General features: G+C 58.6%; 14 protein-coding genes. 11 read left to right on the forward strand and 3 right to left on the reverse strand.

From position 1 onward, the window contains the following. Positions 1–60: 60 nt before the first annotated feature. A complete protein-coding gene (gene smpB, locus ACWKWE_RS20835; RefSeq protein WP_166597076.1) occupies positions 61–543 on the reverse strand; it encodes an SsrA-binding protein SmpB in 483 nt (160 codons plus the stop codon). Positions 544–660: 117 nt separating this feature from the next. Here smpB and ACWKWE_RS20840 point away from each other — a divergent pair, with 117 nt between their 5' ends. From ACWKWE_RS20840 to ACWKWE_RS20850, 3 genes are read left to right on the forward strand one after another with little or no spacing between them, the layout of a single operon-like run. After that, positions 661–2,064 (forward strand): sodium-dependent transporter, encoded by a 1,404-nt coding sequence (locus ACWKWE_RS20840; RefSeq protein ID WP_341959982.1) that lies wholly within the window; start codon positions 661–663, stop codon positions 2,062–2,064. A gap of 7 nt (positions 2,065–2,071) precedes the next feature. Then, positions 2,072–2,506, forward strand: coding sequence for a type II toxin-antitoxin system RatA family toxin (locus ACWKWE_RS20845; protein ID WP_166597074.1), 435 nt, complete (start codon positions 2,072–2,074; stop codon positions 2,504–2,506). After that, on the forward strand, positions 2,499–2,819 hold the full coding sequence (locus ACWKWE_RS20850) for an RnfH family protein (RefSeq protein ID WP_483851570.1): 321 nt from the start codon (positions 2,499–2,501) through the stop codon (positions 2,817–2,819). Before ACWKWE_RS20845 ends, ACWKWE_RS20850 begins: the two co-directional genes overlap by 8 nt. 88 nt (positions 2,820–2,907) lie before the next feature. On the opposite strand, the gene ACWKWE_RS20855 is transcribed toward ACWKWE_RS20850, so the two are convergent. Then, positions 2,908–3,432 (reverse strand): outer membrane protein assembly factor BamE, encoded by a 525-nt coding sequence (locus ACWKWE_RS20855; RefSeq protein WP_166597072.1) that lies wholly within the window; start codon positions 3,430–3,432, stop codon positions 2,908–2,910. 98 nt (positions 3,433–3,530) lie between these two features. Here ACWKWE_RS20855 and fur point away from each other — a divergent pair, with 98 nt between their 5' ends. Next, positions 3,531–3,938 (forward strand): ferric iron uptake transcriptional regulator, encoded by a 408-nt coding sequence (gene fur / locus ACWKWE_RS20860; RefSeq protein WP_110951407.1) that lies wholly within the window; start codon positions 3,531–3,533, stop codon positions 3,936–3,938. Positions 3,939–4,178: 240 nt separating this feature from the next. Here fur and recN read toward each other — a convergent pair whose 3' ends face one another. After that, positions 4,179–5,852: a DNA repair protein RecN gene (recN, locus tag ACWKWE_RS20865; protein WP_341959975.1), complete on the reverse strand. Its 1,674-nt coding sequence runs from the start codon at positions 5,850–5,852 to the stop codon at positions 4,179–4,181. A 275-nt stretch (positions 5,853–6,127) separates the two neighbouring features. Here recN and grpE point away from each other — a divergent pair, with 275 nt between their 5' ends. The 7 genes from grpE (at position 6,128) to greA (ending at position 16,252) form a co-directional block, all read left to right on the forward strand. Then, a complete protein-coding gene (gene grpE / locus ACWKWE_RS20870; RefSeq protein WP_166597070.1) occupies positions 6,128–6,694 on the forward strand; it encodes a nucleotide exchange factor GrpE in 567 nt (188 codons plus the stop codon). A 102-nt stretch (positions 6,695–6,796) separates the two neighbouring features. Continuing rightward, positions 6,797–8,713 carry a molecular chaperone DnaK gene (dnaK, locus tag ACWKWE_RS20875; protein ID WP_166597069.1) on the forward strand — a complete coding sequence of 639 codons (1,917 nt, stop codon included), beginning with the start codon at positions 6,797–6,799 and terminating at the stop codon, positions 8,711–8,713. Between the two features lie 350 nt (positions 8,714–9,063). Next, positions 9,064–10,191 (forward strand): molecular chaperone DnaJ, encoded by a 1,128-nt coding sequence (dnaJ, locus tag ACWKWE_RS20880; RefSeq protein WP_166597068.1) that lies wholly within the window; start codon positions 9,064–9,066, stop codon positions 10,189–10,191. 10 nt (positions 10,192–10,201) lie between these two features. After that, positions 10,202–11,008, forward strand: a complete 807-nt coding sequence (gene dapB / locus ACWKWE_RS20885) for a 4-hydroxy-tetrahydrodipicolinate reductase (RefSeq protein ID WP_341959974.1) — start codon at positions 10,202–10,204, stop codon at positions 11,006–11,008. A gap of 281 nt (positions 11,009–11,289) precedes the next feature. Further along, positions 11,290–12,426, forward strand: a complete 1,137-nt coding sequence (gene carA, locus ACWKWE_RS20890; protein WP_483851571.1) for a glutamine-hydrolyzing carbamoyl-phosphate synthase small subunit — start codon at positions 11,290–11,292, stop codon at positions 12,424–12,426. Positions 12,427–12,551: 125 nt separating this feature from the next. Next, positions 12,552–15,773, forward strand: coding sequence for a carbamoyl-phosphate synthase large subunit (gene carB / locus ACWKWE_RS20895; protein ID WP_483851572.1), 3,222 nt, complete (start codon positions 12,552–12,554; stop codon positions 15,771–15,773). A 2-nt stretch (positions 15,774–15,775) separates the two neighbouring features. Then, positions 15,776–16,252: a transcription elongation factor GreA gene (gene greA / locus ACWKWE_RS20900; RefSeq protein WP_166597136.1), complete on the forward strand. Its 477-nt coding sequence runs from the start codon at positions 15,776–15,778 to the stop codon at positions 16,250–16,252. Positions 16,253–16,347: the final 95 nt, after the last annotated feature.

Genomic DNA, 16,347 nt, shown 5'->3' on the forward strand with positions numbered 1-16,347 from the left:
TGAATTCGCTCCTACAGGTGGTGCGTGTACGTCAGTCGGGCCTTGGCAGCCCGGCAAGGATTACTCTTCCTTGCCCTTGTTCCGCACCGCGCGTTGCAGCTCGCGATTGGAGTCGCGTTCACGCTCGGTGTCGCGCTTGTCGTATTCCTTCTTACCTTTACCCAAGGCGATTTCGCACTTGATCAAGTGCGCCTTCCAGTAAATCGAGAGGGCGACAGCGGTGTAGCCTTTTTGCGCGACGGAGGCATTGAGCCGTTCCAGCTCGCGCTTGTTGAGCAGCAGTTTACGGGTGCGTGTCGGGTCAGCGATGACGTGGGTGCTTGCAGTCGTCAGCGGTGTGATATGGCAGCCCATCAGCCATGCCTCACCGTCCTTGAGCAGCACGTAACTGTCTACCAGCTGCACCTTGGTGGCACGCAGGCTTTTTACTTCCCAACCGGCCAGGACCAGACCGGCCTCGAACTTGTGTTCGATGAAGTAATCGTGTCGCGCCTTCTTGTTCTGCGCGATGGTCCCTGTGGGGTGTTTCTTGAGCTTGGCCATAGGCGACGCATTATAGGGATCAACGGTGCTCTCGGCTATGGGGATGCTGCGTGCTTGAGCGCGTTGAGTGAATCCCGGACAATGCGCGATCTTTTTTGGGTGCGGGACGTGTCAACGATGTCGACGGACAAGGTTTCAGTCCATGGTAGCTGGGCGAGTCGCTGGGTTTTTATCCTGGCTGCAACCGGCTCTGCCGTGGGTTTGGGCAGTATATGGAAATTCCCCTACATGGTCGGCGTCTACGGCGGCGGTGCGTTCGTGCTGGTGTTCCTGGCGTGCATCGCGCTGATCGGCATTCCGGTGATGATGGCCGAGACCCTGATCGGTCGCCGCGCCCGCCAAAGCCCCGCCAACGCCTTGAAGGTGCTGGCGCGGGAGTCGGGCCACTCGGGTAAATGGTCTTGGGGCGCGTTCGCCGGGATGATCACCGCGCTTCTGATTCTTTCTTTTTACAGTGTGGTGGGCGGCTGGTCGCTGGAGTACATCGTCGATGTGGGCAAGGGCGATTTTCAGTCGGTCACGCCCGATGGCGTTGGCGCGTTTTTCGGTGAGCTGATCGCCGATCCGTGGCGCATGGTGGCGTGGCACACGCTGTTCATGGTCCTGTCCGCGATCACTATCGCGAAGGGCGTGAATGCGGGGCTTGAGCGCAGTCTGCGCATCCTCATGCCGCTGCTGTTCGTGCTGATGGTGATCCTGTTGGGCTACAGCCTGACCACCGGGCATTTCATGGAAGGCGTGCATTTCATGTTCGACTTCAAGCCCGAGCAGATCATGGAAGGCTTGCTGCCAGCGATGGGGCACGCATTTTTCTCGCTGAGCGTGGGCGTCGGTTCGATCATGATTTACGGCGCCTACATGACCAAGGAAGCCTCGATCAGCGCGACGGTCGTAGGCGTGGCGCTTCTGGACACCTTCGTCTCGTTGCTGGCGGGTCTTGCTTTGTTTCCAATTGTTTTCGCGGCGGGCCTGAACCCGAGCGAGGGCCCAGGCTTGATGTTCGTCACCTTGCCCTACGCGTTTGGTAACGTAGCGTTCGGCACCGTGATGGGTGTGGTGTTCTTTATCCTCGTCGCGGTGGCGGCCTGGAGTTCGGCGATTTCGCTGCTGGAACCGATGGTCGCGTACCTCGTGGAGCGCACTAAAGTGCGCCGTGGCTGGGTCACGTTCTGGTTGTCGTTCATCTGCTGGTTCGTGGGACTGGGCACGGTGTTCTCGTTCAACATCTGGAAGCAGGCCAAATTTTTCGTGAACGAAGGCGGCGCGTTTCATCTCTACCAGTGGGGCGCGACGGCGGGCTTGGACTTCTTCGGCGTGATCGATTTCTTCACGTCGCGAATCATGCTGCCGCTGGGTGGTTTGTGCTTTGTGATCTTCGCAGGTTGGGTGATGGGCCGTGAGGCCGTGCGCGATGAATTGTCCGTGCGCAGTCCGGTCTTGTTCGCTCTGACGTTCTTTTTGATGCGCTATGTAGCGCCGATCGGCATTCTGATTGTGTTTGCCGCTCAGCTTTGGAAATGACGCTGACATGACTACGCATATTCAACGTTCGGCCCTGTTGCCCTATCCCGCACAGGCGCTGTACGACCTGGTCAACGATGTGGCTCGCTATTCGGAGTTCCTGCCATGGTGTTCCGGCGCCACGGTGCTTGAGCAGAGCGACACGGCCATGCGCGCGCGGGTTGAAGTCGCCAAGGGTGGCTTGAGCCAGCATTTCGTGACGCGCAATACGTTGACGCCGGGGCAGGGCATCGAGATGAACCTTGAAGAAGGGCCGTTCAGTCAATTGCATGGCGTCTGGACCTTCAAGGCCCTCAATGAGAAGGCCTGCAAGATCAGCCTCGACCTGTCCTTCGATTACTCCGGTTCCATCGTGCGCGCGACGCTTGGCCCTCTGTTCAATCAGGCGGCGAACACGCTGGTCGATGCGTTTTGCCAACGCGCCAAAGAGTTGTATGGCTGAGCCAATGATTCGCGTCGAAGTGGTGTATGCCACTGCCGAACGTCAGGCGCTGATCGCTCTTGAGGTGCCTGCGGGGACGACAGTGTTCGGAGCGGTCGAGGCGTCGGGGATTGCCGAGCAGTTCGTCGGGCTGGACGTGACCCACTGCCCGATGGGCCTTTTCGGCAAGGTGGTCAGCGATCCTCAAACGCGACAGCTGGAGGAGGGTGATCGGGTCGAGATCTACCGTCCTTTGCTCGCTGACCCAAAAGATGTGCGTCGTTTACGTGCCGAGAAGGCGGCGAAGGCGAAAAAAGAGCAGAAATCGATTTAAGTTTTGCATCGCCCCGATTCGTCAGACGTAAAAAAGCCCGGCATTGCCGGGCTTTTTTGTACCGCCGTTTTGAGTCCGGCGGTGAGGATCAGCGTGGATTGGTGTCCAGCGGTTCCTGAGTCGGGACGGGCACGGTCTCGACCTTGTCGACGTCGTTCTGGATCTGTTCCAGCAGGGAGCCAGGCTTCGGCGGCTCTTCTTTCTTCGGCTGATCGCCCGTGTTTTCGGGGGTGACGTTGGTGTCGCTCGGCTTTCCGAGGATCGCTTCGTCGCGAGACACGCCTGGCTTGAAGTCGCCGGAAAGGCTCGCCAGTTGATCATTACCGTTGAAGATCAGGCTGATGCGCTCCTGTTGGCGTTCACCGCCACCGGGCTGCAAGCTGTACAGATAGTCCCAGCGATCAGGGTGGAAGGTGTCGGTCAACAAGGGGTTGCCCATGATAAACCGTACTTGCCGTCGGGTCATTCCGGGGCGCAACTGGTCTATCATGTCTTGCGTGACGACATTGCCCTGTTGGATGTCGATTTTATAAACCCCGGGGAATGAACAACCGGCGAGTGCGAGCAGTCCCACGAAGGTGAAACTGGTTAGCAAGAGCTTGGTGTTTTGCATCGGTGGGCGACTTCCACTATCTTGGCTGGGACAACGTAAACCCCGATCATACCTGCATTAAGAGAAGCTGCGAAGCAGCGTCTGCGAGAAAGCTGACCATGGTTGAAAATAGCGAACTACGCAAAGCTGGACTTAAAGTGACTCTGCCACGGGTCAAAATCCTTCAAATGCTCGATTCTGCAGAGCAGCGCCACATGAGCGCGGAGGACGTCTACAAGGCACTGATGGAGGCCAACGAAGACGTCGGTCTGGCGACGGTTTACCGTGTTTTGACTCAGTTCGAAGCAGCCGGATTGGTGGTTCGCCACAACTTCGACGGCGGTCACGCCGTGTTCGAACTGGCCGACGGAGGCCACCACGACCACATGGTCAACGTGGAATCTGGCGAGGTGATCGAATTCTTCGACGAAGAAATCGAGAAGCTGCAAAAAGCCATTGTGGTGAAACACGGCTTCGAGCTGGTGGATCACAATCTGGTGCTCTACGTACGCAAGAAAAAAGCGTAAGTTTTTTTCGGATACAAAGACAAAGGCGACCTTAGGGTCGCCTTTGTTGTTTTCGGGTTCGGTGCCGATAGTAAACACGGCTTCGTGCTGGTCCCCTGTGGGAGCGAATTCATTCGCGATGCGGTGGAACAGCCGATAGAAATCTGTCGGCTGTACAGGCCAATCGCGAATGAATTCGCTCCCATAAGGATTGCATTGCCAACAGAGGCCTCTCACCGGCAGGAAATCGTGCCGTCTATATCAAGACTTCGACGCGACCACCATTTTCTTCGCATGGGCCAACGACTCTTTCGTCAGGTCGATCCCGCCCAGCATCCTCGCGACTTCTTCCACCCGCTCGTTCTTGCTGAGCTTGGAAACCGCCGTGCGCGTGACCGCTTCATCGCGAACCTTGTGCACGAACAGGTGCTGATGCCCCTGCGCCGCCACTTGCGGCAAGTGCGTCACGGTCATGACCTGCCCGCGCTCACCCAAGCGACGCAGCAGTTGCCCGACTATCTCGGCCGTAGGGCCACCGATACCCACATCGACTTCGTCGAACACCAGCGTCGGCACCCTAGAGGTTTGAGCCGTGATGACCTGAATCGCCAGGCTGATCCGCGACAGCTCGCCACCCGACGCGACCTTCGCCAACGCCTTGAGGGGCTGGCCGGGGTTTGCGCTGACCAGCAATTCCACTTGCTCCAGACCGTTAGGTGACAGCTCTTTGTCGGCATTGGTCTTGAGTTCGATGTTGAAGCGGCCACCCGGCATGCCCAGGCGTTGAATCTCATGCTCGACCGCATGGGCGAGTTCAGGCGCTGCGCGATGACGCAGGTCGCTCAGCTCGCGCGCTTTCTCCTGGTAATGGCGGGCGTACGAACCGAGTTCATGTTCGAGTCGCTCAATTGCCTCGTCATTGGCGTTAAGCGTTTCGATCTCATCCAGCAGCTTTTGATGCAGCGCAGGCACCTCGGTGGGTTGCACGCGGTGTTTCCTGGCCAGCGTGTAGATCGTGTCCAGACGTTCTTCAATCTGTTGCAGGCGTGCCGGATCGGCTTCGAAACGATCGAGAAAACGATTGATTTCGCCTACCGCTTCTTCGACCTGAATCTGCGCGCTGGAGAGTAGGTTGGTCGCCTCGTTCAGCGCATCAGGGGAGTTGTTCACGCTGGTCAATCGATTCAGGCTGGCGGTCAGGGCATTCAGTGCGTTGCCCGAATCACTTTCGCTGCACAGCTCGACCACCTGACGACAAATGCCCAGCAAGCTTTCGGCGTTGGTCAGGGTCGTGTGTTCCTGTTCCAGCTGTTCCAGCTCGTTCTCGCCCAGGCTCAAGCCTTCAAGCTCTTCGAGCTGATAACTCAGTAGCTGGTGCTTGGCGCGCTGTTCATCGCCGGAATTGGCAAGGCGTTCCAGCTCATGACGCGTTTGGCGCCAACGCTGTGCCGCAAGCTGAACCTGCCGCGCCAGATCGGTAGCGCCCGCGTATTCGTCCAGCAGCCGACGGTGCGTATCAGTTTTCAGCAGCGATTGATGTTCATGCTGGCTGTGGATATCGATGAGCAATTCGCCCAGCGCCTTGAGGTCGCCTTGAGGGCAGGGCGTGCCGTTTATATAGGAGCGTGAGCGGCCTTCAGCGGTGATGACCCGGCGCAAAATACACGGCCCATCGGTTTCCAGATCACGCTCGGACAGCCAGACGCGGGCTTCCGGAATATCGGAAACGTCGAACGTGGCCAAAATGTCGGCCTTATCAGCGCCCGGTCTTACTACGCCGCTGTCGGCACGATCCCCGAGCGTCAGGCCCAGTGCGTCGAGCATGATCGACTTGCCGGCACCGGTTTCCCCGGTGATCACGCTCATCCCGCGATCCAGTTCGAGGTCGAGGTGTTCCACGATGGCGTAGTTATGTATGGACAGGTGCACCAGCATAAGGGCGGCTCCCAAGCGATTTGTCTGGTTATTTATACAGTGTTTTACTTTGGGCTGACAATGCCCGGTCTTAGCTCGATTTCGCAGGTCTTCCGGAATTTTTAGCACCGATGCGCTGATTTGACAGGTTGAAACGCGATGCGAGTCATGTCGGAAGATTTGTAGGGTTATTCACCTTCTCCTTCGCTCAAAGCCCTTGAAGCCGAAAATTCTGGCCCCATATAGCCGGGCAGAAGCGTGAGTTAGGCTCACGGCCGTTATTGGAGGAGAGAACTATGGCTGACGAACAGAACCCGGATATGCAGGCTCAGGATCAAGCTGCCGACGCAGCGCACTCCGGCGAAGATTTGGCAACCCGCGTGCAAGTGCTGGAAGAGCAACTGGCCACGGCGAAGGACCAGTCTCTGCGTGTCGCTGCGGATCTGCAAAACGTCCGCCGTCGTGCAGAGCAAGACGTCGAGAAAGCCCACAAATTCGCGCTGGAGAAATTCGCCACCGATTTGCTGCCGATCGTCGACAGCCTGGAGCGTGGCCTGGACCTGTCCAACCCGGACGACGAAAACATTCGTCCAATGCGTGAAGGCATCGAGCTGACGCTGAAAATGTTCGGCGACACCCTCAAGCGCTACCAGCTGGAAGCCATCGATCCGCACGGCCAGCCGTTCAACGCCGAGCATCATCAGGCGATGGCGATGCAGGAAAGCGCGGACGTCGAGCCGAACAGCGTGCTCAAAGTGTTTCAGAAAGGTTATCAGCTCAACGGTCGCCTGCTGCGCCCGGCCATGGTCGTGGTCAGCAAAGCGCCGTCGCCTGTTGCACCGTCAATTGACGAGCAGGCTTGAAATCAGCTGAGTGGGCCCCATCTAAGGGCCATGGTTTAAAGAATTACCGCAATTTGTAAACGCAGTTGCGGCAACCAAATTCAAGTTTCGGGAGAGTCAAACATGGGCAAGATTATCGGCATCGACCTGGGGACCACCAACTCCTGCGTCTCGGTTCTGGAAAACGGCGTCGCCAAGGTTATCGAAAACGCTGAAGGCGCGCGTACCACCCCTTCGATCATCGCGTACGCCAATGACGGCGAAACGCTGGTCGGCCAGTCGGCCAAGCGTCAGGCGGTCACCAACCCGCACAACACCCTGTACGCGGTAAAGCGTCTGATCGGTCGCAAGTTCGACGAAGAAGTCGTTCAGAAAGACATCGGCATGGTTCCCTACAAGATCGCCAAGGCTGACAACGGCGACGCGTGGGTTTCGGTCAACGACAAGAAGATGTCGCCTCCTCAGATTTCCGCTGAAATCCTGAAGAAGATGAAAAAGACCGCTGAAGACTACCTCGGCGAGTCCGTCACCGAAGCGGTCATCACCGTTCCGGCCTACTTCAACGACAGCCAGCGCCAGGCGACCAAAGACGCCGGCCGCATCGCGGGCCTGGACGTAAAACGCATCATCAACGAACCGACCGCCGCTGCTCTGGCGTACGGTATGGACAAAGCCAAGGGCGACCACACTGTCATCGTTTATGACCTGGGTGGCGGTACCTTTGACGTGTCGGTCATCGAGATCGCTGAAGTCGACGGCGAGCACCAGTTTGAAGTGTTGGCCACCAACGGCGACACCTTCCTGGGTGGTGAGGACTTCGACATTCGTCTGATCGACTACCTCGTTGACGAATTCAAGAAAGAAAGCGGCATGAACCTCAAAGGTGACCCGCTGGCGATGCAGCGTCTGAAAGAAGCTGCCGAGAAGGCCAAGATCGAGCTGTCTTCCAGCCAGTCCACCGACGTCAACCTGCCGTACATCACTGCAGACGCGACAGGTCCGAAGCACCTGAACGTGAAGATCTCCCGCGCCAAGCTGGAATCGCTGGTTGAAGACCTGGTTGCCCGCACCATTGAGCCTTGCCGCATCGCGTTGAAAGACTCCGGTATCGACATCGGTGCGATCAACGACGTGATCCTGGTCGGCGGTCAGACCCGTATGCCGCTGGTTCAGCAGAAAGTGACCGAGTTCTTCGGTAAAGAAGCTCGTAAGGACGTCAACCCTGACGAAGCCGTTGCCATGGGTGCTGCGATTCAAGGTGCGGTACTGGCCGGCGACGTGAAAGACGTTCTGCTGCTGGACGTCAGCCCGCTGACCCTGGGTATCGAAACCATGGGTGGCGTGATGACTGCGCTGATCGAGAAAAACACCACGATTCCTACCAAGAAATCGCAAGTGTTCTCGACTGCCGACGACAACCAGAGCGCCGTGACCATTCACGTGCTGCAAGGTGAGCGCAAGCAGGCTGCATCGAACAAGTCCCTGGGCAAGTTCGACCTGGCCGAGATTCCACCAGCGCCACGTGGCGTGCCTCAGATCGAAGTGACCTTCGACATCGACGCCAACGGCATCCTGCATGTCGGCGCCAAAGACAAGGCCACTGGCAAGACTCAGTCGATCGTGATCAAGGCCAACTCGGGTCTGTCGGATGAAGAAATCCAGCAGATGATCCGCGACGCTGAAGCGAACTCGGAAGCGGACAAGAAGTTCGAAGAGCTGGCCGCGGCCCGCAACCAGGGTGATGCACTGGTTCACTCGACTCGCAAGATGGTCGCTGACGCAGGTGACAAGGTCACTGAAGAAGAGAAGACCGCGATCGAAGCTGCTGTGGTTGCCCTGGAAGCTGCTGTCAAAGGCGACGACAAGGCTGCCATCGACGCCAAGGTCGAAGAGCTGTCGAAAGTCTCCGCTCCAGTGGCGCAGAAAATGTACGCCGAGCAGGCTGAAAAGCCGGAAGCTGGCGCGCAGGCGGCCCAGGAAGAGCACAAGGCTGACGACGTGGTCGATGCCGAGTTCGAAGAAGTCAAAGACCAGAAGTGATGATTGAGGTGAGCCGTCATAAAAAGACGTCAGCTCACTTGATCATCGGTTGACCGCTCTTGAGTGGTCGCTGGTAGGATGTCGCCGCGCGGGAGCTTGCTCCCGCGTTGGCGTGTCTGGAACACCCGAAATTTCAGGGCTTGTGCACTTCGATTCACGGGCCCCGTGGCAAAGCCGGATGCTCCTGCAAACCGGCTTGTTCTGCCGCTTTACTCGGTCGATCGAAGGCCGTTGAACCAAGACCAGGATCGTTGAATTGACGTGAGTTGGGTCCGGGCCTGAAAGGGGCTCAACGAGTTCGGCAAACTCAGGAGGGTTATGTCGGACGTCCTCAAGAGTGCAGAAAACTTATGTCAAAGCGTGACTATTACGAAGTATTGGGGGTGGAGCGCGGCTCCAGCGAGGCGGACCTGAAAAAGGCGTACCGTCGTCTCGCGATGAAGTATCACCCCGACCGCAATCCGGGCGACAAAGCCTCGGAAGATTCTTTCAAGGAAGCCAACGAGGCTTACGAAGTGCTGTCCGACGCCAGCAAACGCGCGGCCTATGACCAATACGGCCATGCCGGTGTCGATCAGGGGATGGGTGGCGGCGGTTTCGGTGGCGGCGGCGCGAACTTCTCCGACATTTTCGGCGATGTGTTCAGCGACTTCTTCGGTGGTGGCCGTGCGGGCGGTGGTCGTGGCGGTGCCCAGCGTGGCAGTGACCTGCGTTACACCCTCGAACTGAATCTCGAAGAAGCCGTGCGTGGCACCACCGTCAGCATTCGCGTGCCGACTTTGGTCAATTGCAAACCGTGTGATGGCAGCGGCGCGAAAAAAGGCTCCTCGCCTGTCACGTGCCCAACTTGTGGCGGCATCGGCCAGGTACGTATGCAGCAGGGCTTCTTCTCTGTTCAACAGACCTGCCCGCGTTGCCACGGCAACGGCAAGATCATCTCCGACCCTTGCGACTCCTGCCACGGCGAAGGCCGTGTCGAAGAATACAAGACGCTGTCGGTCAAGGTGCCAGCAGGCGTCGATACTGGCGACCGTATTCGTCTGTCGGGCGAAGGCGAGGCGGGTGTTCAGGGTGGGCCTACGGGTGACCTCTACGTTGTGATCAACGTGCGCGAGCACGCGATTTTCCAGCGCGACGGCAAGCACCTGTATTGCGAAGTGCCGATCAGCTTCACCGACGCGGCATTGGGCGGCGAGCTGGAAGTGCCGACGCTGGACGGTCGCGTCAAATTGAAGATTCCGGAAGGCACCCAGACCGGCAAGCAATTCCGTCTGCGTGGCAAAGGCGTCGCGCCGGTGCGTGGCGGTGGTGCAGGCGATTTGATGTGCCGCGTTGCGGTGGAAACCCCGGTCAACCTGGGTCGTCGTCAGCGTGAACTGCTCGAAGAATTCCGTGCGTCGCTGGAGGGTGACAGCTCTCACTCACCGAAAGCCAGTGGCTGGTTCGAAGGCGTGAAGCGTTTCTTCGGCGATCTCTAAGGAGCAGGGCATGCGACGTATTGCTGTGATGGGTGCTGCCGGGCGCATGGGCAGGCATCTGGTCGAGGCCGTTCAGGAGCGCGCACCGCTCACTGGGCTGACGGCGGCCATCGTTCGTCCGGGCAGTACCATGATCGGTGCTGATGCTGGTGAGCTGGCTTCGTTGGGGAGAATCGGCGTGCAACTGACGGGTAATCTGGAGCAGGTCGCGGACGAGTTTGACGTCCTGATCGACTTCACCCTGCCAGACGTCATGCTGAAAAATCTGGCGTTTTGTCGCAAGGCTGGCAAGGCCATGGTGATCGGCACCACGGGATTGAACGCTGAGCAGAAACACGTGCTGAGCGAGGCGAGCCAAGAGATTCCGATCGTCTTCGCCTCCAATTTCAGCGTGGGTGTAAACCTGTCGTTCAAGCTGCTCGACCTGGCTGCGCGGGTGATGGGTGACGACGCCGACATTGAAATCATCGAAGCGCATCACCGCAACAAGGTCGATGCGCCATCGGGCACGGCGGTCAGCATGGGCGAGGTGGTTGCCAATGCGCTGGGGCGTGATCTGAACAAGGTCGCGGTCTATGGTCGTGAAGGGCACACCGGCGTTCGTGAGCGCGAGACCATTGGTTTCGCGACGGTGCGTGGCGGTGATGTGGTCGGAGATCACACCGTCCTGTTCGCCGCCGAAGGTGAACGACTGGAGATTACGCACAAGGCTTCCAGTCGCATGACGTTCGCCAAGGGAGCCGTACGTGCAGCGCTCTGGCTCGATGGCAAGGCGCCGGGTCTGTACGACATGCAAGACGTGCTCGACCTGCGCTGATCGATCGCGCCGATCTCGGCAACAATGCGGGCAGGAAGGGGGTTTTCCCTGTATCCTGCCCGCAGTTTCACACCGCTACGCGATGTCCTGTCGCATTCCCCAGCCTTTAAGGCGTTTTAGCGGTGGATTAAAAAACACTTTTTCTGTAAGCTACAGCTTTAGTGTGTCCACTAAAAGCGCGCAGATAATTCGATGAAAAAAGCGGGGTGACGTGTCCAAACGTCATTCCGCTTTTTTACAACCTGCGATCGCCCTTTCAGGCTTTATTACGGGAGGTCTTCTTGACTAAGCCAGCCATACTCGCCCTTGCTGATGGCAGCATTTTTCGCGGCGAAGCCATTGGAGCCGACGGTCAAACCGTTGGTGAGGTGGTGTTCAACACCGCAATGACCGGCTATCAGGAAATCCTTACCGATCCTTCCTATGCCCAGCAAATCGTCACCTTGACCTACCCTCACATCGGCAACACCGGCACTACACCGGAAGACGCCGAATCCGACCGCGTGTGGTCGGCGGGCCTGGTGATTCGTGACCTGCCACTGGTAGCGAGCAACTGGCGTAACAAGATGTCCCTGGCTGACTATCTGAAGGCCAACAACGTCGTTGCCATCGCCGGTATCGACACCCGCCGCCTGACCCGCATCCTGCGTGAGAAAGGCGCTCAAAACGGCTGCATCATGGCCGGTGACAACATCTCCGAAGAAGCGGCCATCGCAGCGGCTCGTGGTTTCCCTGGCCTGAAGGGCATGGATCTGGCGAAAGTCGTCAGCACCCAGGAAAGCTACGAATGGCGCTCCAGCGTCTGGAGCCTGAAAACCGACAGCCATCCAGAGATCGCTGCAGCCGATTTGCCATACAACGTTGTGGCCTACGACTACGGCGTCAAGACCAACATCCTGCGCATGCTGGTCGAGCGCGGCTGCCGCGTGACTGTGGTGCCTGCGCAAACCCCGGCCCGTGAAGTCCTCGCGCTCAATCCGGATGGCGTGTTCCTGTCCAACGGTCCTGGCGACCCTGAGCCTTGCGACTATGCGATTCAGGCGATCAAGGACGTGCTGCAGACCGAGGTTCCGGTGTTCGGCATCTGCCTGGGCCACCAGTTGCTGGCCTTGGCCTCCGGCGCCAAGACCGTCAAGATGGGTCATGGCCATCACGGTGCCAACCACCCGGTTCAGGATTTGGACACCGGCGTCGTCATGATCACCAGCCAGAACCACGGTTTTGCGGTAGATGAAGCCACCTTGCCGAGCAACGTCCGAGCGATTCACAAATCGCTGTTTGACGGCACCCTGCAAGGCATCGAGCGCACCGACAAGGACGCGTTCAGCTTCCAGGGCCACCCTGAGGCGAGCCCGGGCCCGAACGACGTCGCGCCGCTGTTTGATCGCTTCATCACTGCCATGGCCAAGCGCCGCTAAGCGGCTGACTGTCGACCATAGCGAGCAGGTGACTGCGGTGGGCCGGATCAAATCCGACAGCCTGCCCGGCACCTGAGAATGTTCAAGACGGCTTGCCGACTGACACAGGATTCGAGTGACAACCCATGCCAAAACGTACAGACATTAAAAGCATCCTGATTCTTGGCGCTGGCCCGATCGTGATCGGCCAGGCTTGTGAATTCGACTACTCCGGCGCCCAGGCCTGTAAAGCCCTGCGCGAAGAGGGTTACCGCGTCATCCTGGTGAACTCCAACCCGGCCACCATCATGACTGACCCGTCCATGGCCGACGCGACCTACATCGAGCCGATCAAATGGGCAACCGTTGCCAAGATCATCGAGAAAGAGCGTCCGGACGCACTGCTGCCGACCATGGGTGGCCAAACCGCACTGAACTGCGCATTGGACCTGGAGCGCGAAGGCGTTCTGGAGAAGTTCGGCGTAGAGATGATCGGTGCCAACGCTGACACCATCGACAAGGCAGAAGACCGGTCGCGTTTCGACAAGGCCATGAAAGCCATCGGCCTTGAATGCCCGCGTTCCGGTATTGCTCACACGATGGAAGAGGCCAATGCGGTCCTCGAAAAGCTCGGCTTCCCGTGCATCATCCGTCCGTCCTTCACCATGGGCGGCACTGGCGGCGGTATCGCGTACAACCGTGAAGAGTTCGAAGAAATCTGCGCTCGTGGTCTGGACCTGTCGCCGACCAAGGAGCTGCTGATCGACGAATCCCTGATCGGCTGGAAAGAATATGAGATGGAAGTTGTCCGCGACAAAAAGGACAACTGCATCATCGTCTGTTCCATCGAAAACTTCGACCCGATGGGCGTGCACACCGGTGACTCGATCACCGTGGCGCCTGCGCAGACCCTGACCGACAAGGAATACCAGATCCTGCGTAACGCCTCGCTGGCAGTCTTGCGCGAGATCGGCGTTGAAACCGGCGGTTCCAACGTGCAATTCGGTATCTGCCCGGACACTGGCCGCATGGTCGTGATCGAGATGAACCCGCGGGTTTCCCGCTCGTCGGCTCTGGCTTCGAAAGCTACAGGTTTCCCGATCGCTAAAGTCGCCGCCAAGCTGGCCGTGGGTTACACCCTCGACGAACTGCAGAACGACATCACCGGGGGCAAGACTCCGGCCTCGTTCGAGCCGTCCATCGACTACGTCGTCACCAAGCTGCCACGCTTCGCCTTCGAGAAGTTCTCCAAGGCTGATGCGCGCCTGACCACTCAGATGAAGTCGGTCGGTGAAGTCATGGCCATCGGCCGTACCTTCCAGGAATCCCTGCAGAAAGCCCTGCGCGGTCTGGAAGTGGGCGTCAGCGGCCTCGATCCTAAGTTGGACCTGGCTGACCCTGAAAGCGCTAGCATCCTCAAGCGCGAACTGACCGTTCCAGGCGCCGAGCGCATCTGGTACGTCGCCGACGCATTCCGCGCTGGCATGACCGTTGAGCAAATCTTCGGCATGAACATGATCGACCCTTGGTTCCTAGTGCAGATCGAAGATCTGATCAAGGAAGAAGAGAAGGTCAAGACCATGGGCATGTCGGCCATCGATCGCGACGTAATGTTCCGTCTGAAGCGCAAAGGCTTCTCTGACGCACGTCTGGCCAAACTGTTGGGTGTGACCGAGAAGAGCCTGCGCGCTCATCGTCACAAGCTCGAGATCTACCCGGTCTACAAGCGCGTCGACACCTGCGCCGCCGAGTTCGCGACCGACACCGCGTACATGTACTCCACGTACGAGGAAGAGTGCGAAGCCAACCCGTCGACGCGCGACAAGATCATGATCCTGGGCGGCGGTCCAAACCGTATCGGCCAAGGGATCGAATTCGACTACTGCTGTGTACACGCGGCACTGGCACTGCGCGATGACGGGTATGAGACCATCATGGTCAACTGCAACCCGGAAACCGTATCGACCGACTACGACACCTCCGATCGCCTGTACTTCGAGCCAGTGACCCTGGAAGACGTGCTGGAAATTGTCCGCGTCGAGAAGCCGAAAGGCGTGATCGTCCAATACGGCGGCCAGACCCCGCTGAAACTGGCCCGCGCGCTGGAAGCTGCGGGCGTACCGATCATCGGCACAAGCCCTGACGCCATTGACCGTGCGGAAGACCGCGAGCGCTTCCAGCAGATGGTTGAGCGTCTGAACCTGCGTCAGCCGCCAAACGCCACTGTGCGCAGCGAAGACGAAGCGATTCGTGCCGCCGCCAAGATCGGTTACCCACTGGTGGTTCGTCCGTCCTACGTACTGGGTGGCCGTGCGATGGAAATCGTTTACCAGGAAGACGAACTCAAGCGCTATCTGCGTGAGGCGGTTCAAGTGTCGAACGACAGTCCGGTGCTGTTGGACCACTTCCTGAACTGCGCCATCGAGATGGACGTGGATGCGGTCTGCGACGGCACTGACGTCGTGATCGGCGCAATCATGCAGCACATCGAGCAGGCCGGCGTTCACTCCGGCGACTCCGCGTGCTCGCTGCCGCCGTATTCGTTGCCTGCGCACATCCAGGACGAGATGCGTGAACAGGTCAAGAAAATGGCCCTTGAACTGGGCGTTATCGGCCTGATGAACGTTCAGTTGGCGCTGCAGGGCGAAGACATCTACGTCATCGAAGTAAACCCGCGTGCTTCCCGTACTGTGCCGTTCGTGTCCAAGTGCATCGGTGTTTCCCTGGCAATGATCGCTGCGCGCGTGATGGCCGGCAAAACCCTGAAAGAACTGGGCTTCACCAAGGAAATCATTCCGAACTTCTACAGTGTGAAAGAGGCGGTATTCCCATTCGCCAAATTCCCTGGCGTTGACCCGATCCTTGGGCCAGAGATGAAGTCCACGGGTGAAGTCATGGGTGTCGGTGACACCTTCGGCGAAGCGTTCGCTAAAGCGCAAATGGGCGCCAGCGAAGTGTTGCCGACCGGCGGTACCGCGTTCATCAGCGTGCGTGACGACGACAAGCCTCTGGTGGCTGGCGTTGCTCGCAGTCTGATCGAGCTGGGCTTCGACGTTGTTGCAACCGCTGGCACTGCGCGTTTGATCGAGGCTGCTGGCCTGAAAGTGCGCCGCGTGAACAAAGTGACCGAGGGCCGTCCTCACGTGGTCGACATGATCAAGAACGACGAAGTCACCTTGATCATCAACACCACCGAAGGTCGTCAGTCGATCGCGGACTCCTATTCCATCCGTCGCAACGCCTTGCAGCACAAGATCTACTGCACCACCACCATTGCTGCGGGCGAGGCCATCTGTGAAGCGCTGAAGTTCGGCCCTGAAAAGACCGTGCGTCGCTTGCAGGATCTACATGCAGGATTGAAGGCATGAGCATTACTAAATATCCGATGACCGTCCAGGGCGCCAAGGCCCTGGAAGACGAACACGCTCACCTCACTAAGGTCGTCCGTCCGAAGCTTAGCCAGGACATTGGCACGGCTCGCGAGCTGGGTGACCTGAAAGAAAACGCCGAATACCATGCTGCTCGCGAGCAGCAAGGCATGGTCGAGGCGCGTATCCGTGACATCGAAGGTCGCATGCAAAATGCCGTGATCATCGATGTCAGCACGATCGCCCATACTGGCAAGGTCATTTTCGGCACGACCGTGGAGCTTGCCAACGTGGAGACTGACGAGCAGGTGACTTACCAGATCGTGGGTGAGGACGAGGCCAACATCAAACTGGGCAAGATTTCAGTCGGTGCGCCGATTGCCCGGGCGATCATTGGCAAAGAAGAAGGCGATGTCGTTGCGATCAAAACACCGAGCGGTGTGATCGAGTACGAGATCGTTGAGGTCAAGCACATCTGACTCGTGGCTCGCATGCTGCTCTCTTCGAGTGGCGTGCGGCAGAGGCAGGTGCCGTTCAGAGGCGCGCAGGTCGCGCCTCCTGACGGGTTTCGCCA

The organism is Pseudomonas salicis (assembly GCF_057128705.1).

Bases quoted from the DNA above. Each gene is read 5' to 3' on its own strand.
- smpB (WP_166597076.1), bottom strand. From the start codon at position 543: ATGGCCAAGCTCAAGAAACACCCCACAGGGACCATCGCGCAGAACAAG.
- ACWKWE_RS20840 (WP_341959982.1), top strand. From the start codon at position 661: ATGTCGACGGACAAGGTTTCAGTCCATGGTAGCTGGGCGAGTCGCTGG.
- ACWKWE_RS20845 (WP_166597074.1), top strand. From the start codon at position 2,072: ATGACTACGCATATTCAACGTTCGGCCCTGTTGCCCTATCCCGCACAG.
- ACWKWE_RS20850 (WP_483851570.1), top strand. From the start codon at position 2,499: ATGGCTGAGCCAATGATTCGCGTCGAAGTGGTGTATGCCACTGCCGAA.
- ACWKWE_RS20855 (WP_166597072.1), bottom strand. From the start codon at position 3,432: ATGCAAAACACCAAGCTCTTGCTAACCAGTTTCACCTTCGTGGGACTG.
- fur (WP_110951407.1), top strand. From the start codon at position 3,531: ATGGTTGAAAATAGCGAACTACGCAAAGCTGGACTTAAAGTGACTCTG.
- recN (WP_341959975.1), bottom strand. From the start codon at position 5,852: ATGCTGGTGCACCTGTCCATACATAACTACGCCATCGTGGAACACCTC.
- grpE (WP_166597070.1), top strand. From the start codon at position 6,128: ATGGCTGACGAACAGAACCCGGATATGCAGGCTCAGGATCAAGCTGCC.
- dnaK (WP_166597069.1), top strand. From the start codon at position 6,797: ATGGGCAAGATTATCGGCATCGACCTGGGGACCACCAACTCCTGCGTC.
- dnaJ (WP_166597068.1), top strand. From the start codon at position 9,064: ATGTCAAAGCGTGACTATTACGAAGTATTGGGGGTGGAGCGCGGCTCC.
- dapB (WP_341959974.1), top strand. From the start codon at position 10,202: ATGCGACGTATTGCTGTGATGGGTGCTGCCGGGCGCATGGGCAGGCAT.
- carB (WP_483851572.1), top strand. From the start codon at position 12,552: ATGCCAAAACGTACAGACATTAAAAGCATCCTGATTCTTGGCGCTGGC.